Source organism: aff. Roholtiella sp. LEGE 12411 (assembly GCF_015206995.1).
GTDB lineage: Bacteria > Cyanobacteriota > Cyanobacteriia > Cyanobacteriales > Nostocaceae > Komarekiella.
In genome coordinates this window covers 19,762-45,222 of the sequence record NZ_JADEXR010000042.1, presented here as the reverse complement: position 1 = coordinate 45,222, position 25,461 = coordinate 19,762, and the positions used below count along the sequence as shown (strand labels likewise).

The window sequence follows — 25,461 nt, the reverse complement described above, 5'->3', positions numbered from 1 at the left end:
GGCATGGGGGATGGGGCATTGGGCATGGGGTTTAGTAGTCTCAGTGATCGCCATATTCACTTATTTACTTAGCTCTGGAAAGGTAAATTTTAACCAGCAATGATCGCTAAGAAGTGGTAGCAGAATTCGTCCACTGGATAACTGCAAGTTAAACTGCATATTCTTATTTCCACTCTCGACTTCTACAAGTGCAGGCAAACTTTTAGAGTCAACCTTGAAGTTGCTTTTATGTGTCCACACTCTAAGTTCTTTTTCTTGCTTGTTTGATAAGCGGAAGGTGGCATAGTGCAGAGATGAGAGTGATGGAATTTCAACACTGGCTGCTTGGTGGTGTTGCTCACCATCGGCATATCCCAGCACTACTTCTGCGATTTTTGGTTGCCCGCCAGCAGTAATTGTGAATATGGAACTACCTCCTGGGTATTGATCTTCTCGTAGTTCTACAACTACACGAGAGGCGAAGGCTCCATACTGTTTCATCACTAAAGTTGCTCCTAAAGATAGTACGGCAATGCTCAATGCAATGATCCGCGCTAGAGAATTTTCCCAAATGAATAGGCCGTGGATGAGTAAAATGCCCAAGAATAAACTATATACACCTACACTGAACAACGGATGGTTGAGAATATTCAAGACTACTCCAGGTATAAGCTCCCCCTTACGTCGGCTAGAAACCAACAATAAAACTGGGAAAATACCTCCAACAAGGGAGTTACCAAGTACACCAGCAAAGGCGAGTACATCTGTAAAGGATTGCGTACCAGCTAGAAAAAGCCACTCTGTTAGTAAGAAGACTAATATTAACGGACTAATAGATAGGAAGAAGCGACTTTGCTTGAGTAGGGTTGTCCAAAACCTTTTTGTCTGACTCTGATACTCAAAAGCAAAATTTTCGGTATCAGCTTTTAAGCCTCCTTCGTAAACTAAGAGCATAGGTGAAATAACTTGTAGATAGACACCATCCTGGTTAGCTGACCTTACTTTGAGAACCAAACGAGTATCCCACTTGTGTAAATCGGGGAATTGATTGAATACCTCTTTAATGTCCCAATTTTCAGCTATGGCAATTTCTACAGAGTGAACTTTGCCGCTTAATTGAATATCCAGACGAAACTTAGACTGAGTGTTTAACTGTCCCAAGTAGGTCAAACCAATATGGGGAACCTGACTCGATTCACCAGAGGGGTGTAGTATTAATAGTCCTTGCTGGCGAAGCAACCTCAAAACAGGTTTGGGTCGATTTGGCAACCATTCCTTAGCTAAGTTCACTAGGAGACTGGAACTACGTAGCCAAGCCATTCCCAAAAGTAGGGTGACTAAAACTGCTCCTAAAACTGTGACGATGGAACCTACTTTTAGTGCAAGTGGTTCTAAGGCTGTACCTGATTGTCCAGCTAGTAATTGTGGGGCGATCGCTCCATTGACTGCTAATACCCAAATGCAAAATAAAACAGTTAAAAAAGCTGTTCCCGCTACACTACCCCAAATTAAGGATGTGGCACTAGAGTCACGAGGAAGTACAATTTTACCACATTCTCCGACATAGACGTGTCCGAAGTAGAGCATGAGGCTCACACCCAGAATCCGTTGTAGTATCATCGGTTGGAAAGAATGACCATTAACAAAGGGCAAGTTCACATATAACAGGTTGTCTAGTTGAACATGACCCAATGCCAGCATTGAAATAATCAGCAGCAAACTAACGTTAATTACTGCCAGAAATACCAGCAAAGCAACGGTGAAGTTCAAGGATTTTCGCGATCGCAAGTATAATCCTCCACTAAATAGCACCACTGCCCACAATGCCGCTGGTATAGATGTGAAGCTTGCCATTGTCACCGATAAACCAATATAGCAAGCCAATGCAATCAAAAAAACACGGATGCCAACTGCAATAGAAAGTATATTGGAACCTGTATTTCCTAAATAATTAGATACTAATTGTTTGATAAAAGAATTGCCATAACGGAAGTCGCCACTGCGGCTAACAGCTTCTGCCATACAAGCCATTGTCAAAATGTTGATCGCACCGATGAGCAACAAAAAGGCAATAGTAACTAATGGCCCGACATCGGCCACTGCAATCGGTAAGGCTAAGAACGCTTGGGGAAGACCCAAAGCAACAGTGAGTATGGAGGCTAACCAGAAGGGGGGAAGAGATTCTAGACGTTGGGCAACAGCTGCACTCATCCAGCGCCACTGATCGAACAGTGGCATTTTAGATGCAAAAATAGTCAATAGTTGCCTTCTGTAGAGGCGGGAGTAAGCTACCTGTACCGCTTTCTCATCCAAACCCAAAGCTGTCCGAATCTGAGGGACTGTTTGAGCAGTGAAAGTGTATTTCTGTCCCAGAGCATGAGCAATAGCAGCTTTGAGTTTAGGGTTTTCCGGTACGAGGGATGCCCATTGACTGGCGTAGCGTTCCAAGTGCTGGATCGTGGGGTGGAGTGGTGGGGCATTTCCCAAAGCAAATGCTTCTAAAAAGGCTAAATCGCGTTCATTGGCAGCTTGTTCTGTTAGAGAAAACTCCAACAGCGATTGCGCCACTATTTGCGCCGTCCGACTCTCGATCAAAAATAGTATAGTGTTCGCTCGTCTAGCTGGTAAACCCGCTAGTACCTCTTCGCGCGATATCAGCTCATCATCTGATGACATATCTATACCTCACTGGTGAGCGATCGCTCTTTGAGAGATTGCACCTTACTCTGCAATCTCTGGTAGTACTCCGTCTCAGTTTCACTCACAGTTACTGTCTGTTCTCGGAGCTTTTGGATTTTTATTTGTAACTGCTGAAAGTGATCATTTTCCGTAATTTCCGCAACATTACTGGCTCTTTTGGTTTCATCAATTTCAATCCGAAGTTCTTGGACTTGCATTTTTAGCTTCTGGTTTCGCATTCTGACTTCTTCAGACATCTTCAAGAAAACACGTACTAATTGACCGATGTCATCTTGGCTATGAGTTGATTTCGCTAAACTCTGATGCAGTTCCAGTACATAAGAATCAAAATCATCATGTTCTAGTTCTAGTGCTTGGGCTGCACTTGTAAGGGCGTGAATCGGTCGAGAAATTTTCCGTCCTAGGAATAGTGCAATCATTCCGGTGATTCCACCTACAACCAGCACACTGCTGGCGTGCAGCCAGATCAGGTGATTTAAGGGAGCAGCAAATTGTGCTTTTGGCTTACTTATCCCTAATACCCAAGGTTGTTGTTCCAAGGGAGCAAAGCCAACTATCCTTGGCATCTGGTGCGGTGAATAGCGATAGGTAGTGTGACCTATTTGTTTGGCTTTCACCATCACCTTTAATTCTGGAATGTTCAAGCTCTGAATCTGCTCCAGACCATAACGCCTGTCGGCCACAATCTGTTTTAAAGTATCTAAGGGTAGGGAAATCAGGCTATGGTACAGAAGAGATTTATCCGCATGACTGATGATGACTCCTTGCTGGTCAATTAGAAATGCGTAGCTTTGATAGCCTACTTGTAAAGCATTGACAATCGCCCAAATATCTGCACCCCTGATTTTAAGTACCAATACTCCGACGATTTCACCACTAGGCGATCGCACTGGGTGAGAGAAAAACATTCCTGGTCGTTTGGTCGTTTCACCCACCAAGATACTAGATATGTAAGAGTTTCCCTTGATGCTGGAGCGAAAATATTCACGGAAAGCGTAATTTTGACCAACAAATGTGGGATCAGTCGCCGCAACAGCACGCCCATTTTTATCCATGACAAAAATAGCATCAAAATCTGGATTAGATCGGAAGACGTTTTGTAGCGTTTGTTGCATATCATTACGCAAACCTACTCGTTTTCCAGAGGAGTTAGCAGCGAGGAAATTTACCACATTGCGATCGCTGCTAACTTGAACCACAATACGCTGAATATCAATAATTAATTGGTCAAGTCGGCTAGCAACACTAGTAGCTAACAGTTCTAATTTGCGGTATTCTCCAGCCTCTACACTATCTAAGCTCTGTCGCAGGTTGTAATAGGTAATGAAGCTCATCGGTATCAGCGCCGCCGCAACCAATGCTGCCGAAATTTTAGCAGCGATCGGCCAAGCTGGAGGGTAAAAAAAACGATGAAAATGCTTCATTTTAAAAATGTAATACCTGTTGAGGTAGAAAAATTGTTACATAACCGTATAAATAGGAAGCTTCAATCCCAAAACTCTTTTACTGCTATTCATGCTTAGCAGCTTAGGAAAGGTAACTAACTACTTCAATGCACAATCTTTATATAAGACTCACATTTTTTTAGTTTTTACCTCATATAACTGTACTTCCGACTTCGGACTTGTTTAATAATTGAGCCTTTCTCCAAGCTTTGGGAGTAGTGTTGTAATACTGGCGAAACTGGCGGAAAAAATGACCCTCATGCTGATAACCGACTGTTTCAGCAATCTGATTCACGCACATATTACCTTCCATTAGCAAGGTACGTGCGGCTGCCATTCGGCGTTCGATAATCCAATGATTCACCGTTTTTCCTGTATGACGGCGCACTAAGTCAGTTAAATAAGCGGGACAGTAACCAACTGCAAAAGCTACATCTTGCAAGCTAATCGGTAGATAGTAATTTGCTTCAATGTACTCAAATACTTGGCTCAGATTCGAGTCAGAAGGGAATATCGAATGAGGGTTTACCGATTTAGCCTTTTCTAATAAAGGTGGTACGGAAACTTGCTGAAACTGAGTAGCGTAATACGCCTTTACATGAGCTTGTTTTTTTAGGCGAGTTGCGATCGCTCGCAATAATTCCTCTACTGTGGAGGGTTTTGTCAGATAGTCATCAGCCCCCAAATCCATACCTTGACGAATTTCAGCCTTAGTAGCCTTAGCAGTCATAAAAATGAATGGGATCATTGCTGTAGCTGGATATTGGCGTATAGTTGAGAGAACGCCATAACCATCAAGTTCTGGCATCATAATATCGCAAAGCACCAAATCTGGTAAATTTTCTAGTGCCTTCTGCACACCAACAAGGCCATTTTTTGCACCGATGGCTTCAAAACCTTCTGTCTCTAAGCTATCTAGAAAGATATCTCGGATTTCTGCTTCATCTTCAATTACTAAAACTTTTGTCATAGTTGGCTCTGATGTTAACTGAATGAATTATTAATCAGTCAAAAGCACAAAGACTATACATAAAAATCAATTTGATTTTAACGTCGTGCAAAGTCCACAAACTTTAGCGATCGCTGCAAGTAAACCCTCTACTGTACAAGGTTTAGTAACATACGCATTTGCTCCTATATCCATGCCATAATAACGTTCCAAATTGGTAGTTCTAGCAGTCAAAAAAATCACCGGAATTTTCTCGGTCAAAAAATTTTGGCGCAGTGTAGTTAGAACACCGTAACCATCTAATTCTGGCATCAGAATATCGCAAATTACTAAGTCAGGTAAGTACTCTTGTGCTTTCTTGACACCAACACGACCGTTTTCTGCACAAATGGTATCAAATCCTTCTACTTCCAGACTTTCTACTAATATGTCTCGCGTTTGTGCCTCATCTTCAATTACTAAAATCTTTGTCATTATTTCTCTGGCTATCAATCTTTTTTAGATTAGCTAATGCCAAACTCAATAACAATCCCTTTTCTTTAAACGAGACTACCTCTTTTTTAGCTTTCCTGTTAAAAGTCTCGTCTGATTTGGTGTTAGTCCACACAGGTGGTGAGACAGCGCTACGGGAGGGTTAGCCCAACCCAGGCGACTGCGAACCCGAAGGGACTAAGCTTTGTGTAGTAGCGAATTATATTCGCCTAGGACTTTTCAAACAACCTCTTAACGAATTATTGCATAACCAAATACGTTATAGACAGGAACAAAACTGCAAAACATTTTTATTCATAGTGGTTGTTTTAAAAATAATGTAATTGTAAAAGTAGTACCTTTGCCAACTTCACTTACCACGTCAATTTTACTGTAATGCAAGTCTAAAAGCTTTTTTACAATTGCTAACCCCAATCCATTACCTGGTATGTCACCTACATTTTCACCTCGGTAAAATGGCTTGAATAACTGTTCTTGATCTCTTGGCGTAATGCCAATTCCCTGATCCTTAATTTGGAATATAACTTTTTCATCTTGGTAAGACAGTATTAAATCAACTTTAGTATTTTTGGGAGAATATTTGATAGCATTTGAAATTAAATTGGTCAGAACTGGCTGGAGCAGTTTTTTATCTACCCATATTGGTTTACAATTACCTTGGCTAACAAAGTTAACTGTACTTAAGCTATTTGTTTGCAAGTTCATCTCTGCCAATATCTCACGACAAAATAAGTTTAAATCAAGTGGTTTTAACTCACACTGGAGCTTGCCAGCCTCCGCACTCCCAATCATAAGAACTTCATCCATTAATTGACTAATCTGTTCAGTTGCTGTTTGAAGACGCTGTAAATACAGTAGTTTCTTTTCATCACTCCAGTGGTGACTATGACGTTTTAATAAACTAGTAGAATATGAAATGATGTTCAGGGGGCTGCGGAATTCATGAGAAACCATAGAGACAAACTGCGCTCTATCTTCAGCAAGTTGTTTTTCTTGTTCTAGAACTCGGCGAATTTTTTCTTTTGCTTGTTGGCATTCAGTAATGTCCCGGAAGCTCCATACTACCCCAATAATTTCTTCACCGAGCCGCAGAGGTTTACTGTATCGTTCAAAAACTCTCCCATCTTTCAATTCTAAAGTATCACAGCTTTCAAAATCCTTTTGACTATCGAGTTGGTAGACATCTGTGCAAAATTTTTCTTGGTCTTTAATTTGGTTTTTATAAAAAGTCAGATATTGATTATGGTTGCGTGAAGTAATAATAGAATCTGGAATCTGCCACATCTGCAAAAACTTCTGATTAAGACTAACAATATCTCCATCGCATCCGATCGCAACAACACCGTCAGTGATAGATTCTAGGGTTGCTTGAAGTAAGGAAATAGAATTATCCAGTTTTGTTTTTACCAACTTGCACTCTGCCCTTTCATGAGATAATTGCCGATTGACATAATTTGATTCAATTAGATCATCTGGTGTTATCCAGAAAACTGCATCTGTTAAGCGTTCCATTAAAAATTTGGTAAGCTGCAACTCTTCTTCTAATCGCAACAATCGCAACGTACTGACTTGAGAAGTTTGTAGCTCAGAAAACTTGTTCTTGAAAATCATAAGTTTCAATACTAATAATTTACGAGGAACGTCAGTTATTCTATGGCATGGGAAAATTATTGGCGGTAGGAATAGCCTGGGATACTTAAATTGATTGTTTTATTTAAATCACAAAGAAATGATCCAGCTCTGCCGAGTTAGTTCAATAGAACAATACTTTTTTCAACAAGCTGAGAATGTATTTTGCCTAGGTTTTATAAAAATCCACTCATAAACATACAGCTATTTGACTGTTAATGCAATAATTTTACAGTAATATTACGGTTTGCAAACAATATGTATAGTACGATTTGATTCGTGAACTGACTCGTAGAGACACCGAATGGAGAATGGGGCATGGAGAAGAAGTAATAAAGATGTACTGAATTTTTTTCCCAAATCAAATACTAGCCCTATAGTACGATTTGATTCGTGAACTGACTCGTATAGACAGGGAATGGGGAAGGTGGGGCCCCCTCTGGGGATAAGAGGCAATGGGCAACAGGAAGAAAGGGAGTTAGAGGTGTACGCAGTTTTTTCAAAAATCAAATAGGAATACTATAGTCTTTTCGGAAAATACTTAACCTGAACTTATTTGGGTACTAATGTACTAAAAAAATTTTAATTTTTATTATGCAATTAATCTAGCTCCATTAGCCAATTACAGCAGTTAGCATTTTCATGAATCATAAGTAGAGACGTTACATGTAGAGACGTTACATGTAACGTCTCTACAGGGTTTTGGGTTTTATTTATGTACTTCATATACCTGAAATCTGCTGTATTTGAAGAATTGACAACTATCTATGCAGTAGCATCCTACATTGATCAGAATTTACTCTGGAAGCAAATTATTATGGATTAATTTTTGCTCGCTAAATAAAAACTGGGATACTCCCATTGCACAAAAACTACAAGTATTGTTTATGGTCTATGTTTTAATAGAGTTGGCGACAGCTATAACTCAGCAATACTGGGTAGCGTTACGTTGCATAGTCTAAACTCCAGACTTTAGACAGGTACAAAACAATGCTGACGATGCTATCATCGAAGCGCATTAGTTCGGGTGTGAACTCATTAACTCCCAATAAACTTGTCCCTAGTTCTGGCTTAAATTCTGACTGAGGTTCATCGTTGCTTGAGTGAGCCAGTGCGCTTTATAGCGGCTCATCAGCTAAGTTGCTATGGACAAGAAATTACATTCCTCGGCTTCATCGACAACTGACTCATAGAAACATTATGTCGTACTCATTTATTATTTATCTGGGGATAACAGTTTACTTAGTGATGGCTTACTTTATCTTCACTGAATGGCTATTTTTTTTACTGAACGATAAAGAAATGAATCTAGAACAGCGCTTTTGGTCTCGAATCATTTTGGTTATGGCCACTATTGCCTGGCCTATAATAGTTCCCTTTGCTTATTTAGAATTATTAAGATTTCATAAAAAATATAAAAAAGATATTGATTTACTAATATCCCAAACAGACAAACAGATATAACAATCCGATTTGATTCGTGAACTGACTCGTAGAGACAGGGAATGGGGGAAAGGGAACTTGTACTGAGCGTAGTCGTTGGCGTAGCCTCCCGTAGGGAAGGGCAAAGCCGTAAGAGTTGCTGCCAACGTCTGAAGCTTCGTTATGAACTGGAACAATCACGCAGATTTCACAATATTGTGATGGTGGTGTTTGAACTAAATGGGAAAAGTATTTTTGGAGTTGTGCAGCCGGAAAGTCAGCAGCAAAAATCAAGTGCTTACTTTCCATAAAAACCATTTTTCCAACTCCAGGAAATTAAACACAAAATACTCATTCAATACTTAAAAACTATTAATACTTATGAATCTATTATAAGTATTTTATCCTTTGGTTTAAATCTACCTACAGCATGACTCGATGCTAATTCAAACTCTGTCAATAGATACAACCAAATTTTCAGGATAAATTTAGCGCATTTCTGCTTCCAGACTGTTGCCAATTGGCTATTATCCAAGCGATGTTAGAAGATTCAATTACATCCCTACTGAATCTACTTATGCAAGATTGATGCTATTGCATGTTGCAAAAACGAATGTACGCTCTATCATTAACAATGTTGTAGAAACTATGCAGCCTTTAGCAGATAAGCAAGGACTAAAGCTACTGCTGCTGAATTGTGAAGACGCACCAATGTAAGCATTTTTAGAGGATGTTTTAAAAGTTATCGGCGAATATAATTCGCTACTACACAAAGCTTAGTCCCTTCGGGTTCGCAGTCGCCTGGATCGGGCTAACCCTCCCACAGCGCTGTCTCACCACCTCCGTGGACTAATAACCAAATCAAGGGTTTGTCAAGGGTTCTCCAACTTGTAGCAAGTGGCGCGCGATTTCTAATCGCCAGGATACATGAAAACTGACTTTTCAAACATGCTCTAAGATTAAATTCTCATCAATCTCTTGGAATAAATTATGTCTTTCTCAAGATTGATCAAAGAATGATTGTAAGTAAAAAAAACAAAGCTAAAAAATGAAGTGATTTTTCAATTAAATGTAAGGTTATTATTAAAAGATTTAATTAGCATAAAGTCCGGCAAATATATAGGTTTGCTTAACTTAAAACCTTACATTTATCACTAGTAGCTGGTCATAAAAATGCTAGAAACTAGTCACAAAAATAGTAAAATCAATTCTTATCGCCCTAAGTACATAGGTACTATATAATAGCTTTAAATATTTTTTTACTTATTCAATTACGCGTAATTCATACCTTTGATTAAACATCAAAGTCATTGAAGTCAATCTTCAGAGAGAAGCTTTATCTTAACTAATTTCTTAGTCTAGATATGAACAGCAAAAGTTTTTAGGGGATAAGATAATGCCACTCCATAGAATAAGTGAATTCGACCCAGACTACCACAACACTATTCAGGGTAAGGACATCAAAGGAATGGGTGTCTATGTCCAAGGAACTGATGAGAAGATTGGCACAATAAGTGATGCTGTAGTAGATGACCAAGGAGCATTCCGCTATTTAATTGTTGACATAGGCTTTTGGATTTTTGGCAAGAAGGTATTGCTACCAATAGGTAAAGCGCGTATTGACTCTACAGTAGACCGTGTATATGTTGTTGGTATTACAAGAGAGCAAGCAGAAAATTTACCTGAATATCAAGAGCATACATCGCTAGACTACGACTATGAAGAACAGGTGCGCGGAGGATATCGCACACAGTCATTAGAAAGCTCAGCGCCTCTGGACGCAACATCTACGGCTGCGGTAGCATCAACAGTTGGGCAAAGTGCTCCTAGTTACGATCGCAACAATTATACCTACGAGCAAGAGCCAGATCTATATGATGTCAGCGCTCACGAAGACCAAACCTTCAAACTCTACGGGGAAAGACTGGTTGCTAGCAAACAGCGTCGTAAAACTGGAGAAGTAGCCATTGGTAAGCATGTTGAAACTGAAACTGCAAGAGTTGCTGTTCCAGTGGAAAAAGAGCGAATTGTAATTGAGCGAGTCACTCCTCAAGATGCAGGTAAAGTTGTGTCTGCTGAAACAGCTAACTTCCGTGAGGGCGAAGTAGCTCGTATGGAAATTCATGAAGAAGTTGCTGATATCCACAAAGAAGCTTTTTTACGCGAAGAAGTCAGAGTGCAAAAAGTTGTAGAAAAAGAAACCGTCGAAGCTCAGGAAACTATTCGACGCGAAGAATTAGATGTTGACACGGATGGAACTCCAATAGTCAATAAAACTGATCGGATTTAACTTACCTAAACCAGGTTAAGTCTATTACGGTTTGAGTTAGTAGGATCAGGTTATCTATCTGTTTCTACGCCAAATATTTTGAGTAAATTGATGTTGTAAAAGATAGCGTTAGATGAGGAGGTCAAAGTGAAGATAATTCAACAGTTGCGCCGAATTGTAACAGCTTTAGTATTGACTTTAGTACTAACAACCACTGTTGCTTGTAGCGCTGGAGTTCAAGCTAAACAACCCACTCAATTACCACCGGGAATCAGTCGTAGTGGTGATTATGCCCTATTAGAACGGGGTAACAGTGTACAAGGTCAGGATTTTGGTAATTGGGTTATCGGTACAGCAAAGGGAATTGTTCAAGATGCTTATGTACGTGATAACAACAAATTAGGTGTTGTGATTACGCCTCAAGTTCGTCCAACAGAAGTACGACCATTAGCAAAATCGTTACTTCAAGGTTTTCACAAGAATTTCCCCAATCAAGACTTAACAGTTTTGATGTATGCACCAGATAAAAAACTGATTTTGACGGCTCAATATGATACGCAAACCAATCAGATTGAGTACAAGTAATTACTCAGTTTTCAAAAGTCAAAGAAGATTCAGTTGATTGGAAATAAAACAGGAGACAATTAAAATGAGCAGCAGTGATAAATATAAACGCGAAATCATGAACGATTTAGCTCATGGTAATACAGAATCTTTAGATGATGTTTCATCTGACCCAAGCAAGGATTACCAAAGCTTTGATGATTTTGCTCAACGTTCATCCCATGAAGAACGTCGTCAATTATTTGGTCGGTCTTTCAACCACAACAGCATTCCTCCCAGCCAGATGGAGCCAGAATTGCAGAAAGCGATCGCCCAGATTAAGCCTAACGAGCGGGATGATGTTGCACGGGCATTTTTCAAGCACTTAAAGCAAAGAGGTTTGGATGAGCGCCATCTAGAGCGAGATTTGGGACTTTCTACCCACAATCCGAACCGGATGAATGCAGATGATCTGAGCAAACTAGCATCTTTCACATATCATAGCCATCCTGACATCTTTCAAGAAGTGATGGCTGAGCAACCAGCGCTGATTAAGTTTCTCAGTAATCCAGTGGTAGGTGCAGCTTTGGGAGCGATCGCAGCTAAGTGGTTTGGTGGTCGTAAATAAGCGATCGCTCTAGATATATGCATTCCTAATTTTAGAAAAACTTAACACTAATTTAAGTGACTTTAATTAGGAATGCGAGAGATTGTAGCCACAAATTGTAAAAAAACTCCAAGTGAGAGAAATATTATGTTTCATAATGTGATTACTGCAATTAAATGGAATTTCCCGGAAATAGCACAAATTCCAGTAACGAGTGATGTTTTAACTCCAGAACAAGCATCACTTGTTTTTTCTGGGCCGAAATTTTTGGTAGCATTACTTGCTGGTGTCTTGATGGCATTTGCCTTTCAATTACTATTAACAAACTTCTCAGTAGCTGTAGGAATTTCAGCTTTGGGCGGTAGCTCCAATTCTGATGAATCTGAAAGCTTGGGCGGAACGATTCGCAAAGTTGAAACAGCTGCTGGTCTTTGGGTGCTTGTTACCGCAACCATTGCATTATTCAGTGCTAGCTTCTTAGCGGTTAAACTTAGCTTAATTGAAAGTGCGCTCTTAGGGGCAATTATTGGTGTAGTTATCTGGTCTGCCTTTTTCACAGTCATCATGTGGCTAGGTTCAAGTGCAGTCGGCTCTTTAATTGGTTCTGTTGCTAGTACCGTTACAAGTGGTATGCAAGGAATCATGGGTACAGCAACTGCGGCTTTGGGTGCTAATGCTGCTAAAAATCAAATGGTTTCGACTGCTGAGGAAATCACCGCCGCCGTTCGTCGAGAACTCACATCGGGTTTTGACCCAGATAGTATCAAAAATACATTACAAAGTTCTTTATCTGCTGTACAGTTACCTCAACTCGATACCAAACAAATTCGCTCTCAGTTTGAGAAGCTGCTCAAAGAAGGAGACTTACAATCGATTGCTGATAGCGACCTCCTCAAAAATGTTAATCGACAAACTTTTGTCGATTTAATTAGCTCTCGCACAGACTTTTCCAAGTCAGATATCAATGGGATTGCAGACCAATTACAAGGGGCTTGGAACCAAGTTGTCAAAGGACAAAATTCCACCGACCAAGTAATTAATTTACTTCAGCAAGCCTCTCCCGAAGAACTGCAACCGGAAAAATTAGTTGAAAAAATTCAACAACTGGCGACAGTCGGTGGTGGAAATGGTAAGCAAAGAAATGGAATAGTTAAGCAAGCTATTGAAGCTGGCTTAGGTGTGGCTTTACCTACGGTGTTGAAGCGGCTAGACTTTTCAGAAATAGATGTAGAAAAAGTTACCCAACAGTTACAACAACTGAAAGGAAAAGCTCAGGAAGTAGATGTTGATAAAATTACACAGCAGTTGCAACAATTTAAAGATCAAGCAACCCAGCAAGCAAGAAAACTTGGTAGTTCTGTAGCTCATAAATTGCCTGCAATTCCGAATAATACCGTCAAGGCAGATGTTGAAGAATACATCCTGAATTCCTTTCCTTGGCACTTTAATCGCATCACCATCAAAGATGAATTTAAAGAAGTTATCTATGACCAGAATGCTAACCCAGGAACTGTAATCCGGCAATTGGAGGAACTAACAAGAGAAGATTTCACTAACTTGCTCAAGCAACGGGGAGATATTAGTGAAGCAAAAGTTAAAGATATTTCCGAGCAGATGGAAAGCATTCGCACCGAAGTTTTACAAACTGTCAAGCAAGCGAACGCAACAGAAAAATCACAAGACCTCCGCACCCGTTTAGAAGATTACCTGCGTTCAACTGGAAAAGCAGAACTTAACCCAGAAGGTATTGAGCGAGATTTGACAAAGTTGCTGGAAGATCCAGAAGCTGGCGTTGAAGATTTGAGTCAGCGATTTTCGGAAGTTGACCGCGATACTTTAGTTAAGCTATTAGCCTCCCGCGAAGATATCTCAGAAGAGGAAGCTAATAATATTGTTGGTCAATTTGAACGTACTCGCGATCATGTTATAAACCGAGCACAAGAGCTACAAGAGCAAGCAAGAGCAAAAGCTGATGAACTGCGCCAAAGGGTAGAAGAATATCTGCGGAATACCAACAAAGAAGAACTCAATCCTGAAGGTATCAAGCGCGATTTTGGAACGCTGTTAGCAGACCCACAAGCAGGACTTTCCGCCTTAAAAGGAAGATTATCACAAGTTAATCGCGATACTTTGGTTAAATTACTGAGTCAGCGTCAAGATTTAAGCGAGGAACAGGTAAACCAAACCATCGACCAGCTACTAAGCGTACGAGATAACGTTTTGCAAGCTCCGCAAAAAGCCGCCGAAACAGCAAAACAGCAGTACGAGAAAACCACGAGCGCGATTAGTGAATATCTCCGCAATACTAACCTGGAAGAACTCAATCCAGAAGGTATTCAACAAGATTTGCAAAAATTACTAGCTGATCCTAAAGAGGGTGCTGATGCACTCAGAGAGCGTCTTTCGCAGGTAGATAGGGAAACTTTAGTCAAGCTGCTGACACAACGGGGAGACTTGAGCGAGGAGCAAATCAATCGCATCATTGACTCAACACAACAAGCCATTAATAACATAGTCAAAGCACCGCAACGCTTAGCAAACCGCGCTACTCAAAAAGCGCAGGAGTTTGAAGCTTATCTAGAAAACTATCTGCGGAACACCAATAAAGAAGAACTTAACCCGGATAGTATCAAACGCGATTTGCAATTGTTGCTGTCTTCTCCCCGTGCTGGCGTGTCTTCTTTAGGTGAGCGCGTCTCTAAATTTGACCGTTCTACAGCTGTGGCTTTGTTGTCCCAGCGTGAGGATATCTCAGAAGAGGAAGCTAACCGCATTGTGGATCAAATCGATTCTGTGCGTAACTCAATTGTCGAACAATATCAGCAGATTCAGCAAAGAGTGCAATCAGTGCTTGATGGTGTTTTCGGTTCTGTTCGCAACTACCTCAACTCATTAGAGCGTCCCGAACTCAACTACGAAGGTATCCAGCAAGACTTTGGCAAATTGTTTGATGATCCACAAACAGGATTTGAGGCTTTGCGCGATCGCCTATCTTCAGTAGACCGTGATACCATAGTTGCTGTCCTTAGCTCTCGTGAGGATATTTCCGAAGCGCAAGCTAACAAGATTATCGACAAAATCGAAGGTGCACGGGATACCGTACTGCACCGAGCCGAACGCATCCAGCAAGAAACTCAAAAGCGCCTGAATGCAATCAAAGAGCAAGCACAAAAACAAGGAGTTGAAACCAAAAAAGCAGTTGCAGGTGCTGCTTGGTGGTTGTTTAATACAGCTTTTGTTTCTTTGGCGGCTTCAGCGATCGCCGGAGCTTTAGCAGTAACTGGCCCTAACCTATTCGGTTAAGTATTTTACGAGTTCATAAAAAAGCCTCTCTTAGAGAGAGGCTTTTTTATGAACTGATAAGCGTAAGTTGACGACTTTCCTAGATTTTATGTGCGTAGCACGAGAATCTAGGACATGGAGGAAACGAGCAATTTCTAAGTTTTTTTTTGGCGTCTCTTGAGCTTCGATTACTAAGTGAACTTTTAGGTCACTTACAGACCTTCCAATAGACAACAAAATCATTTTTAATGTTTCTGTAATTGATCTACAAATCAGTATATACTCAAACAGTAACACTGAAATGTTCAAACAAGTGAGAACATCTTACCAGTACCGCTTAAAGCCTACCAAAGAACAAATAAAAATAATTGACAACACACTAGACATGTTGTGTTGTCAGTATAATTATCAGCTTGGGCAAAGGTTTGAGTGGTTAGAGCAAAATCGCTGTTCTGTTGATAAATGCTCACTAGTTGTTTGCCACCTTCCAGAGTTAAAAGAAAAGCCTAATCGCTTTAGCCAGCAAGCATCTCTAATTCAACTAAAAAAAGACCGAAGTTGGTACAAAGATATTCACTCTCAAGTCTTACAAGAAGTGCCAAAAAAGGTTGAGATAGCTTTTGACCGCTGGCTCAAAGGTGATAGTAATGGCAGACGTAGCGGTAAACCTAGATTCAAAGCTTTTGGTCAATACAAAACTTTCACCTATCCACAATTCCAAAGGAAACATTTTCAAAATGATCAAATCACGCTGTCTAAAATTGGTACTGTAAAAGTTATTGTTCATCGTCAGATACCAGATGGTTTTGAGATAAAAACGGTTTCCATTACCAAAAAAGCAGACGGTTTTTATGTAACTCTAAGCCTTGACGATCAAACAGTTCCAATAATTCAGCCTGATTTCAAATATGATAAGATTGTTGGCATTGATATAGGTTTGATTGATTTTATTGTCACTTCCGATGATGACCGGATAGAAGCGCCTAAGTTTTTACGCAAAGCCGAACGTCAGCTAAAATCAGCACAGCGTCGTGTTGATCGTAGAAAAAAAGGCTCTAAGCGTCGCCAAAAAGCAATCAAAAAGCTGGGTATTCAGCACAAGAAAGTAGCTGATACTAGAAAGGATTTCCATTTTAAAACTGCTAATAATCTACTGAAAAAGTATGATGTTATCTCAGTAGAAAAACTGAATATCAAAGGATTAGCTAAATCAAGATTGGCTAAAAGTGTAAATGATGCTGGATGGGGACAATTTATTTCAATACTTACTGTCAAAGCCGAAAATGCTGGACTGAAAGTAGTTGCTATAAATCCAAATGGCACTAGTCAAGAATGTTCTAGCTGTGGACAAAAAGTTAAAAAGCCGCTATCTCAAAGAATGCACAATTGTCCTAATTGTAAAGCAAATTTGTGCAGAGATTTGAACGCGGCTAGAAACATAAAGGCGCGTGGGACGCACGCCCTAAAAGCTCAAATTATGTCCTCATCGAGGAGTCTTTGAGAAGCCTACACTTACTCGTCAGAGAAGTGTAGGTACGTCACGAACTATTGACTCATGACTCTTAACTCATGACTAAAAAAAATTCTCCCCTCATTCTGGTTGTAGACGACGACGATTTAACCCGCATACATCTGTGTAAGCTAATAGAAGAAGCGGGGTATGAAGTGGCACAAGCAAGTGATGGTTCAGAGGCCCTAGCTATCTACACTTGCCTACAACCAGATATAGTACTGCTTGATGCCATAATCCCTGTGATCGACGGTTTTCGTTGCTGTGCTCGATTGCAAGAACTCCCCAATGGCAAAGACACACCCGTGTTGATGATTAGCGCACTTTATGATCCAGCATCTGTGGAGCAAGCTTTTGCTGTGGGTGCAACTGATTTTATTACTAAGCCAATTCAATGGCCAGTTTTACGTCAAAGATTGCGTCGTCTTTTAGAAGCTCATTGTGCTATGAAAGAATTGCGACGGCAAACGGCACAGGCACAACTGCGAGAAACACAACTCAGGATGGCATTAGACGCTGCTCGCATGAGCGTTTGGAACTGGGATCTCCTGAGTCACAAAATTACTTGGTCAGATAACCTGGAAGCGCTTTTTGGATTAGATAAAGGCGTTTTCATTGACACTTACGAAGCTTTCATTAACTTGGTTCATCCCCAAGATCGCGATTTCGTCAACCGATCGCATCAGCAAGCGATTCGAGACGGAGTAGAATGTGATATCGAATTTCGAGTTATTTTACCTAGTGGTAGTATTCGCACTTTAGCAAGCAAAGGAATAGTTTTTCGGGACACATCTGGGGTAGCTGTGCGAATGTCTGGGGTAGACATGGATATCACCAAACGCAAGCAAACAGAGGAGTCTTTGGAAATTCATGCCAGCCAGCAGGCGATTGTAGCAGAACTCAGTCAAATGGCATTAGCTGGTACAGATTTAACCAGGTTGATGAACTCGTGTGTGACAATCGTTGCCCAATGCCTAAAAGTTCAGTCTTGCAAAGTTTTGGAATTGCTACCAAACGATAAAGGATTAACCCTACGTGCTGGTATAAGTTTTCAACAAGACCTAGCAGGACAACAAACCCCCACCACTGGAATATATTCGCCAATCAAGTGTACCGCGCTTTCCCCTGAGCCAGTTATTACCGCTCATCCCAGCCAAGTAGTTAGTGGTATGAGTGTAGTGATTCATGGCAAAGAGCGCCCTTTTGGCGTCTTAGGAGCACACACAACCAAACAGCGTACCTTTACCAGAGATGATATTTATTTTCTCCAAGCTGTAGCTAATGTCTTAGCTACAGCTATTGAGCGCCACCGGGTGGAAGATGCACTTAAAAAAAGTGAAGAACGCTGGCAATTAGCAGTACAAGGTAGTAATGATGGCATTTGGGACTGGAACATTAAAAATAATGAAGTGTTTTTCTCAATTCGCTGGAAGGAGATGCTTGGTTACGAAGACCATGAGATTTCTAATCAATTAGATGAATGGTCAACACGAGTGCATCCAGATGATATGGACTCGGTGACACAAGCCATTTCTGACCACTTTGCAAAAAAAACCTCATTTTACATCAACGAACATCGAGTCCAGTGTAAGGATGGCACATACAAATGGATTTTGCATCGCGGTCAGGCAGTGTGGAATGAAGATGGTAATGTAGTGCGGATGGCAAGTTCTCATACTGATATCACTAAACGTAAATTGGCAGAAGAACAACTGCGCCAGAGTGAAGAACGTTTCCAAATAGCTGCTCGCGCTACCAGTGATGTTTTATGGGACTGGGATTTGCTAAGAGATGAAGTATGGTGGAATCAATCTTTACAGACACTCTTTGGATACTCCAAAGAGCAAGCAAATTCTAATGCAGCTTGGTGGAGCGAACGCATACATCCAAACGATAGGCATAAAGTCGTTTCTAGTGTAGGCGCTGTGATCAATAGCGGTAGACAATTCTGGTCAAATGAATACCGTTTTCGCTGTAACGACGGTTCTTATGCTTACATCCTTGATCGCGGTTATGTTGTCCATGACAAGACAGGTAAACCAATACGGATGATTGGCGCGATGATGGACATGAGCGATCGCAAGCGTACACAAGCAGAATTAGAACGGCAAAACTTGCGATCGCAATTATTCGCCGATATCACTCTAAAAATTCGTCAGTCTTTACAAATCGATGAAATTCTTAAAACCAGTGTTACAGAAGTGCAAAAGCTGCTGCACGCAGACCGTGTATTAATCTTGCGCTTACGATCAAACGACTCTTTTATCGCGGTTCAAGAGGCAGTAGTTCCCGGTTTACCCGTTATTCTAGGGCAGCAGATTACGGACTCTTGTTTTGACAAAGATTACATCCAGCAGTACTGCAAAGGGCGAATTAGCGCTATTGCCAACATAGAACAAGCTAACATTCAACCTTGGCACGTCGAATTTCTGCAACGATTTGCCGTCAAAGCCAACCTCGTCGTCCCGATTTTCCTGAAAAATCAACTGTGGGGGCTGCTAATTACCCATCAGTGTGCTCATCCCCGCCACTGGACTGATTGGGAAACTGAACTTTTGCGTCAGTTGGCGGATCAAATCGGCATTGCCGTAGCTCAGAGTCTGATCTTAGAGCAAGAGACTCGTCAGCGGCAAGAACTCAGCCGTTCCAATGAAGAACTGCAACAATTTGCATTTGTCGCTTCTCACGATTTGCAAGAGCCATTGCGTAAGATTAAGACCTTTGGCGAACGACTCAAAGCTAGCTGTGGTAACAACTTAAGCGAACAAGAGCATGATTACCTAGAACGGATGCAGAATGCAACCTTGAGAATGCAGACATTAATTGAAGATTTGTTGAGACTTTCACGAGTTACTACTAGGGCACAGCCTTTTGTATCAGTGAATCTGGTACAGATCGTCCAAGAGGTACTGTCTGATTTAGAAGTGCGTATCCAGCAAACCGGAGCACAGGTGCATGTAGGGGAGTTACCCACAATTACAGCCGATCCTCTACAAATGCGTCAATTATTACAAAATTTAATCGGCAATGCCCTCAAATTTCACCGCCCACAAGTACCGCCTGTCATCAAAATTTTTAGTCAATCCTCAGAAAATTCATCAGATAAAGCCTGTAATTGTTGTGAACTCTGTCAAATTATTGTTGAAGATAATGGCATTGGTTTTGAAGAAAAGTATCTTGATCGCATTTTCAATGTTTTTCAACGTTTGCATAGTCGCAGAGAATACGAAGGCACTGGCATAGGCTTGGCTATCTGCCGGAAAATAATTGAACGTCATCATGGTAATATCACAGCACAAAGCAAATCAGGTCAAGGAGCAAGATTTATTGTTACATTACCCATCACTTACCACACCTAATTTTTATTCCTGGAGAGGGATTACTATTAGACCTAAATAGAAGGTTAATTATACAATTGTGTCTGATAATTCATAACAGGTTAAAAATTAATTCATACTAATAAAAACCACAAAGGAGACTATTCAGCGTGCAGGGTCGGCAAAAAACCGTCACTATTTTAATGGCTGATGATGATGAAGACGATAGTATGTTGGTTAGTGAGGCATTAGCAGAAAGTCAATTGCCAATCGAAGCATATATTGTCAGGAATGGTGAGGAGTTGATGGATTTTCTGTATAATCGTGGTCGGTACGTTGACAAAAGCAGTGCGCCGCGACCGGACTTGATCTTATTAGATTTAAATATGCCCAAAAAAGACGGTATTGAAGCACTCAGAGATATTAAAAATGACCCAAAATTGCGGCGGATTCCTGTTGTCGTACTGACAACTTCCGGGGCACAGGAAGATATAGATAATGCCTACGATTTAGGTGCGAACTCCTTCATCATTAAGCCAGTGACTTTTGATTCTTTCGTTGACGTGATGAAGACCCTAGAAAAATACTGGTTTGAAATTGTAAAACTGCCGTTAGAAGGAGTGGGAGACGAAAATGGACAACAGCCCAATCAAAGTTCTTTTGATTGATGATGATGAAGATGATTATATATTAACTCGTGATTGGTTCTGTGAATTTCAGGTGGCCGGCTGTGAATTGGAATGGGTGTATAGTTATGAAGCGGCAAGAGATGCGATGTCTAAGACGGGCTACGCCTACGCTCACCTCCAACATGATATTTATCTTGTAGACTATCGTTTGGGCGAACACAATGGACTGGAACTATTGCGTGAAGCAATTGCCAACGGCTGTTCTTCTCCAATTATTTTACTCACAGGTCAGGGAGATCGAGAAATAGATTTGGAGGCAATGAAAGCCGGAGCCGCCGATTATCTCGAAAAAAGCCAGTTGACTGCACCTTTACTAGAGCGCTCGATTCGTTACGCCATAGAGCGCAAACAAACAGAACATAAAATCCGCGAACAAGCTGCTTTACTAGATATCGCCACCGATGCAATTCTGGTACATGATTTAGACGATAAAATCTTATTTTGGAACAAAGCATCTGAGCGTCTGTACGGTTGGAAAAAGGAAGAAGCGATCGCTAGAAAGACACAGAAGCTTTGGCAAGAAAAAAATTTGTCTCAATTACAAGAGGCACTCGTCACATTAACAAAAAATGGCTCTTGGGAGGGTGAGTTACATCAAATAACAAAATCTGGCAAAGAAATTATTGTTGAAAGCCGTTGGACACTAGTACGTGAATTCAGTCACAAAGCGCAATCAATTCTGGTCGTTAACACTGATATCACACAAAAAAAACAACTAGAAGCGCAATTTCTCCGTGCTCAGCGATTGGAGAGTATTGGCACTCTAGCAAGTGGTATTGCCCATGATCTCAATAATGTTCTTGCTCCTATTCTAATGACAGCGCAACTTTTGGAGGCACAAGTACATGATGAGCGTTCTCGGCGACTACTACCAATATTAATCACTAACGCTAAACGTGGAGCCAATTTAGTCAAGCAAGTACTCTCTTTTACGCGAGGGCTTGAAGGCGAGCGTACTATTTTACAGATCAAACATTTGATAGTCGAAATTAAGCAAATTATTAAAGAAACTTTTCCCAAATCAATTGAAGTTTTCACCCAAATTCCGCAAAATCTTTGTACTGTATCTGGTGATGCTACTCAACTGCATCAAGTATTGATGAATCTTTGTGTTAATGCTCGTGATGCTATGCTTAATGGTGGAACTTTGAACATCACTGCGGAAAATCTCTTAGTTGATGAAAATTACGCCAAAATGCATATTGATGCTAAAGTTGGTTCCTATGTTGTCATTACTATTACCGACAGCGGAATTGGCATTAAACCAGAAATATTAGATCGAATTTTTGAGCCATTTTTTACCACCAAAGAACTCGGTAAAGGCACAGGTCTTGGTCTTTCTACAGTACTTGGTATTATTAAAAGCCACGGTGGTTTTATCAACGTACATAGCGAACAACGTAGAGGCAGCCAATTTAAGGTGTATTTGCCAGCACAACAAGCAACCGAAACTATAGAAGAACAAGAACAGGAATTACCTAAAGGGAATGGAGAACTGATTTTGGTTGTGGATGACGAAGCTGCAATTCGAGATGTTACAAAAACATCCCTGGAAAGCCATAACTACAAAGCAATTACAGCCAGTGATGGCATTGAAGCAATAGCTTTATACGCAGAACACCGAGATAAAATATTTCTTGTATTAACTGATATGGTAATGCCTTCTATGGATGGGCTAACTACCATCCGCACTCTGCGAAAGATTAACCCAGATGTCAAAATTATTGCTGTTAGCGGACTGGCTTCAAGGGAGAAAGTGAATGTAGCTTATGATATGGGTATCAAAGCTTTTCTCTCCAAACCTTACACAGCTAGCCAATTATTACAAACTATTAGCACAGTTAAAAGATGTTAGTAGATAAGAGTTATTAGTGATTACTTTTGACCAATGACTAATGACCAATCAAATCTTGAAAGTGTTTATCTTGCCTAATTTGGTCAAAATCAGTGTCAGATTTAGCCATTTTTCGACATTCTTGAGGATTAAGCTTGATAGCTTGTTGTAAGTTTTTGATTGCCAGTTCTAAATTACCCAGCAATCCATAGCAGCAAGCCTTGTTATACCAAGTGCAGTCATCATTGGGTTTAATTAACAGTGCTTGCTCATAAGATGCGATCGCGTCGTTATATCTTACTAAAGATGTCAGCGCTAATCCCCGGTTGTTCCAGGCTTCGTGTTTATCAGGTTTGATAGAGAGTGCTTGATCATAAGATATTATAGCATCATCATATTTTCTTAAATTAAATAGAGCATTGCCTCGGTTGTACCAAGCTTCATGTTTATCAGGTTTGATTGAGAGTGCTTGGTCATAAGATATTATGGCATCATCATATTTTCTTAAATTAAATAGAGCATTGCCTCGGTTTTTCCAGGCTTCGTGTTTGTCAGGTTGAAGTTTGAGCGCTTGGTCGTAAGATGCGATCGCTTCGGTGTATTTTTCTAAATTAAACAGAGCGTTGCCTCGATTATTCCAGGCTTCGTGTTTATCAGGCTGAAGTTCGAGTGCTCGGTCGTAAGATGCGATCGCTTCTGTATAATTTCCCAAATTAAATAAGATATTGCCCCGATTGTACCAAGCTTCATGTTTGTCGGCTTTGATGGCAAGTGCTCGGTCGTAAGAGGCGATCGCTTCTGTATAATTTCCCAAATCACCCAAAGCGTGACCCCGATTATACCAGGCTTCATCATCTTCAGATTGAATGGCGATCGCTTGATCGTAGGATGCAACAGCATCTTCAAATCGACCCAAGTTCTTGAGCAGATTACCCCGACTGTACCAGGTATAATAATCCTCGCGTTTCATTAAAACTGCTTGATCGTAAGAAGCAACAGCGTCTTCAAATCGACCCAAGTTTTTGAGCGCATTACCGCGATTAATCCAAGCTTGGTGTAAATCAGGTTTAATAGAAATTGCTTGGTCATAAGATGCAAACGCCTCTTCATGTCGCCCTAAATTTCGCAGTGCAATACCCCGGTTGTTCCAAGCTTGGTGTAAATCAGGTTTAATAGCAATTGCTTGGTCGTAAGATGCGATCGCCTCTTCATGTCGCCCGGCTTCATCTAGGGCATTACCCCGGTAATACCAAGCTAAATAATCATCAGGTTTGAATTCCAGTACTTTGTTGTATGATGCGATCGCCTCTGCCCAAAGTCCTAAGTTACCTAGTGCAATGCCCCGGTTCCCCCAAGCATGGTAGTAGTCGGGTTGAATTTGTATCGCTTTATCCCAACAAGTAATAGCTTGCTGATAGTAACTTAATTGCGCCATTTGTACACCAAAATTTAGTAATATACGGTGTATTTCTTTGGGATGTTGATCTGCCAGTTGTAAAATTAGTTGGGTGAAAGGCAAAATGTATTCCCCAACTTCTACATAGCTACCCTTGGCTTCAATTTGCCCATCGCGGGGTTCAAGGATGCGTTCAGTGTGAATTAAAAAGTTGGTAACAGTGCTAATTTGCCAGCGATGCCATAACCTTTGCCAGCAATTTCCACCCGCCAACATCCTTGCTGTCGCCTCCACTGTGAAGCGATAAAGGGGAATGTCGAATTGCTGCAACAAATCCACCGCATCGTAAATATAGGGACTAACTGGGTATCTCTGGACTGACTCTTGATAGCGCTTTTCCCAAGTTTTGCCAAGACTTTCCCGGTAATTTTTGGGGTTCAAAGGCAAACCATCATTTCGCAGGTGCTGGAGATTTTCCACCACATTTCTAAATGTGGCATCGTTACGCCTTGCCAGTTCGGGATACTGTTCCGGTTGCGCGGCAATGTTGGTTTTGGGAACAGTTGCTGTTAATATCTCAACAATTGCCCGATCTTCCGGTTCCGGCAATTCATAAATTTGGAATTTTTGCCAGAGTTTGGGGTATTTCTCCCATTGCAGTTTTTCCCAGGCGCTAGCTTCCCCAGAAAAATCTGGTTGCTGTTCGTTCCGCGCCGTAGCAATCACACGGATTTCGGCTTTGCCACAGAAAAACTCGTATCTTGTTAAAGCATCCAGGAGGCGCTGTTGCAAAGGCACTGTAAAGCGTTCCACCTGACTTTTTTCAGCTTCTGGAGAGATTTCCTGATGACTGCGATACATTTTCTGGTTGAGATCATCCAAGAAAAACAGCAATTTGCGATCGCCGCCGATTTCCGTTGGCATTCGTGCTGGAATATCCAACCATTCATTTGGCTTCTGATAAAGCACTGTCCAGCCTGCTTGGTTGAGATGCTGAGCTAATTCCGCTGCTTCCCGCGTTTTCCCCAGTCCGTTACGTCCCACAATTAACAACCAGCGGTATTCTTCTAACTGTTGTTGGAGTTCTCGGCGGATGCTGCGATTTGCCACCCGGTTTTGGTAGGCAATATTGCGATCTGCCAAAGGGTCTTTATCATTCCCGCCAAGAATCCGTTGCATCAGACTTGGGCTTTGAGGTTTAATCACCTCAAAAGCAAAAGTGGGATGGGGAATGCGCCGTAGGCGATCGCGCCACGCCAGCCACCAAAAAAAGCTGACAATGGCAGGTAAAACAGCAGGCAACCCACCAGAGAGCAGGTTGTCAATAAATTCCTTGTTATCTGTATAAAATTTGGGAATTGGCTGAAGAATGTTGAACACGAGGTTTACTCGGAGTTA

The 25,461-nt window shown here is 41.0% G+C and carries 15 protein-coding genes; 8 read left to right on the top strand and 7 right to left on the bottom strand.

Annotated elements, in window-relative coordinates:
• Positions 1-60: 60 nt before the first annotated feature.
• The 6 genes from IQ246_RS12095 to IQ246_RS12070 all read right to left on the bottom strand — a co-directional run bounded on the left by IQ246_RS12095 (position 61) and on the right by IQ246_RS12070 (position 8,925).
• Positions 61-2,655: a hypothetical protein gene (locus IQ246_RS12095; RefSeq protein WP_194003286.1), complete on the bottom strand. Its 2,595-nt coding sequence runs from the start codon at positions 2,653-2,655 to the stop codon at positions 61-63.
• A 2-nt stretch (positions 2,656-2,657) separates the two neighbouring features.
• Positions 2,658-4,103: a cache domain-containing protein gene (locus tag IQ246_RS12090; RefSeq protein ID WP_194003284.1), complete on the bottom strand. Its 1,446-nt coding sequence runs from the start codon at positions 4,101-4,103 to the stop codon at positions 2,658-2,660.
• 172 nt (positions 4,104-4,275) lie between these two features.
• Positions 4,276-5,094 (bottom strand): response regulator, encoded by an 819-nt coding sequence (locus IQ246_RS12085; protein WP_194003282.1) that lies wholly within the window; start codon positions 5,092-5,094, stop codon positions 4,276-4,278.
• A gap of 66 nt (positions 5,095-5,160) precedes the next feature.
• Positions 5,161-5,547, bottom strand: coding sequence for a response regulator transcription factor (locus IQ246_RS12080; RefSeq protein ID WP_194003279.1), 387 nt, complete (start codon positions 5,545-5,547; stop codon positions 5,161-5,163).
• Positions 5,548-5,859: 312 nt separating this feature from the next.
• Positions 5,860-7,176, bottom strand: a complete 1,317-nt coding sequence (locus IQ246_RS12075; RefSeq protein ID WP_194003277.1) for a PAS domain-containing sensor histidine kinase — start codon at positions 7,174-7,176, stop codon at positions 5,860-5,862.
• A gap of 1,452 nt (positions 7,177-8,628) precedes the next feature.
• Positions 8,629-8,925, bottom strand: coding sequence for a hypothetical protein (locus tag IQ246_RS12070; RefSeq protein WP_194003274.1), 297 nt, complete (start codon positions 8,923-8,925; stop codon positions 8,629-8,631).
• Positions 8,926-10,012: 1,087 nt separating this feature from the next.
• On the opposite strand from IQ246_RS12070, the gene IQ246_RS12065 reads away from it, so the two are divergent.
• From IQ246_RS12065 to IQ246_RS12030, 8 genes are all read left to right on the top strand, one after another.
• On the top strand, positions 10,013-10,906 hold the full coding sequence (locus IQ246_RS12065; protein ID WP_194003272.1) for a DUF2382 domain-containing protein: 894 nt from the start codon (positions 10,013-10,015) through the stop codon (positions 10,904-10,906).
• A gap of 126 nt (positions 10,907-11,032) precedes the next feature.
• Positions 11,033-11,470, top strand: a complete 438-nt coding sequence (locus IQ246_RS12060) for a hypothetical protein (protein WP_194003270.1) — start codon at positions 11,033-11,035, stop codon at positions 11,468-11,470.
• Positions 11,471-11,534: 64 nt separating this feature from the next.
• The gene (locus IQ246_RS12055; RefSeq protein WP_194003268.1) at positions 11,535-12,056 is read left to right on the top strand and encodes a hypothetical protein; all 522 of its coding nucleotides are present in this window, start codon (positions 11,535-11,537) and stop codon (positions 12,054-12,056) included.
• A gap of 126 nt (positions 12,057-12,182) precedes the next feature.
• Positions 12,183-15,338 (top strand): MFS transporter, encoded by a 3,156-nt coding sequence (locus tag IQ246_RS12050; protein ID WP_194003267.1) that lies wholly within the window; start codon positions 12,183-12,185, stop codon positions 15,336-15,338.
• 280 nt (positions 15,339-15,618) lie between these two features.
• A complete protein-coding gene (locus IQ246_RS12045) occupies positions 15,619-16,818 on the top strand; it encodes an RNA-guided endonuclease TnpB family protein (RefSeq protein WP_208492131.1) in 1,200 nt (399 codons plus the stop codon).
• A gap of 68 nt (positions 16,819-16,886) precedes the next feature.
• A complete protein-coding gene (locus IQ246_RS12040; protein ID WP_194003264.1) occupies positions 16,887-20,186 on the top strand; it encodes a PAS domain-containing protein in 3,300 nt (1,099 codons plus the stop codon).
• Between the two features lie 128 nt (positions 20,187-20,314).
• Entirely contained in the window at positions 20,315-20,812 is a 498-nt protein-coding gene (locus tag IQ246_RS12035; RefSeq protein WP_194003261.1) for a response regulator, read from the top strand.
• Entirely contained in the window at positions 20,778-22,688 is a 1,911-nt protein-coding gene (locus IQ246_RS12030) for a response regulator (protein WP_194003259.1), read from the top strand. The genes IQ246_RS12035 and IQ246_RS12030 overlap by 35 nt, the downstream gene beginning before the upstream one ends.
• A 37-nt stretch (positions 22,689-22,725) precedes the next feature.
• Here the strand turns inward: IQ246_RS12030 and IQ246_RS12025 are convergent, their stop codons facing one another.
• The gene (locus IQ246_RS12025; RefSeq protein ID WP_339379263.1) at positions 22,726-25,443 is read right to left on the bottom strand and encodes a tetratricopeptide repeat protein; all 2,718 of its coding nucleotides are present in this window, start codon (positions 25,441-25,443) and stop codon (positions 22,726-22,728) included.
• Between the last annotated feature and the right edge of the window lie 18 nt (positions 25,444-25,461).

Excerpts from the sequence above, each read along its gene's own strand:
- IQ246_RS12095 (WP_194003286.1), bottom strand. The coding sequence starts at position 2,655 with ATGTCATCAGATGATGAGCTGATATCGCGCGAAGAGGTACTAGCGGGT.
- IQ246_RS12090 (WP_194003284.1), bottom strand. The coding sequence starts at position 4,103 with ATGAAGCATTTTCATCGTTTTTTTTACCCTCCAGCTTGGCCGATCGCT.
- IQ246_RS12085 (WP_194003282.1), bottom strand. The coding sequence starts at position 5,094 with ATGACAAAAGTTTTAGTAATTGAAGATGAAGCAGAAATCCGAGATATC.
- IQ246_RS12080 (WP_194003279.1), bottom strand. The coding sequence starts at position 5,547 with ATGACAAAGATTTTAGTAATTGAAGATGAGGCACAAACGCGAGACATA.
- IQ246_RS12075 (WP_194003277.1), bottom strand. The coding sequence starts at position 7,176 with ATGATTTTCAAGAACAAGTTTTCTGAGCTACAAACTTCTCAAGTCAGT.
- IQ246_RS12070 (WP_194003274.1), bottom strand. The coding sequence starts at position 8,925 with ATGGAAAGTAAGCACTTGATTTTTGCTGCTGACTTTCCGGCTGCACAA.
- IQ246_RS12065 (WP_194003272.1), top strand. The coding sequence starts at position 10,013 with ATGCCACTCCATAGAATAAGTGAATTCGACCCAGACTACCACAACACT.
- IQ246_RS12055 (WP_194003268.1), top strand. The coding sequence starts at position 11,535 with ATGAGCAGCAGTGATAAATATAAACGCGAAATCATGAACGATTTAGCT.
- IQ246_RS12050 (WP_194003267.1), top strand. The coding sequence starts at position 12,183 with ATGTTTCATAATGTGATTACTGCAATTAAATGGAATTTCCCGGAAATA.
- IQ246_RS12045 (WP_208492131.1), top strand. The coding sequence starts at position 15,619 with ATGTTCAAACAAGTGAGAACATCTTACCAGTACCGCTTAAAGCCTACC.
- IQ246_RS12040 (WP_194003264.1), top strand. The coding sequence starts at position 16,887 with ATGACTAAAAAAAATTCTCCCCTCATTCTGGTTGTAGACGACGACGAT.
- IQ246_RS12030 (WP_194003259.1), top strand. The coding sequence starts at position 20,778 with ATGGACAACAGCCCAATCAAAGTTCTTTTGATTGATGATGATGAAGAT.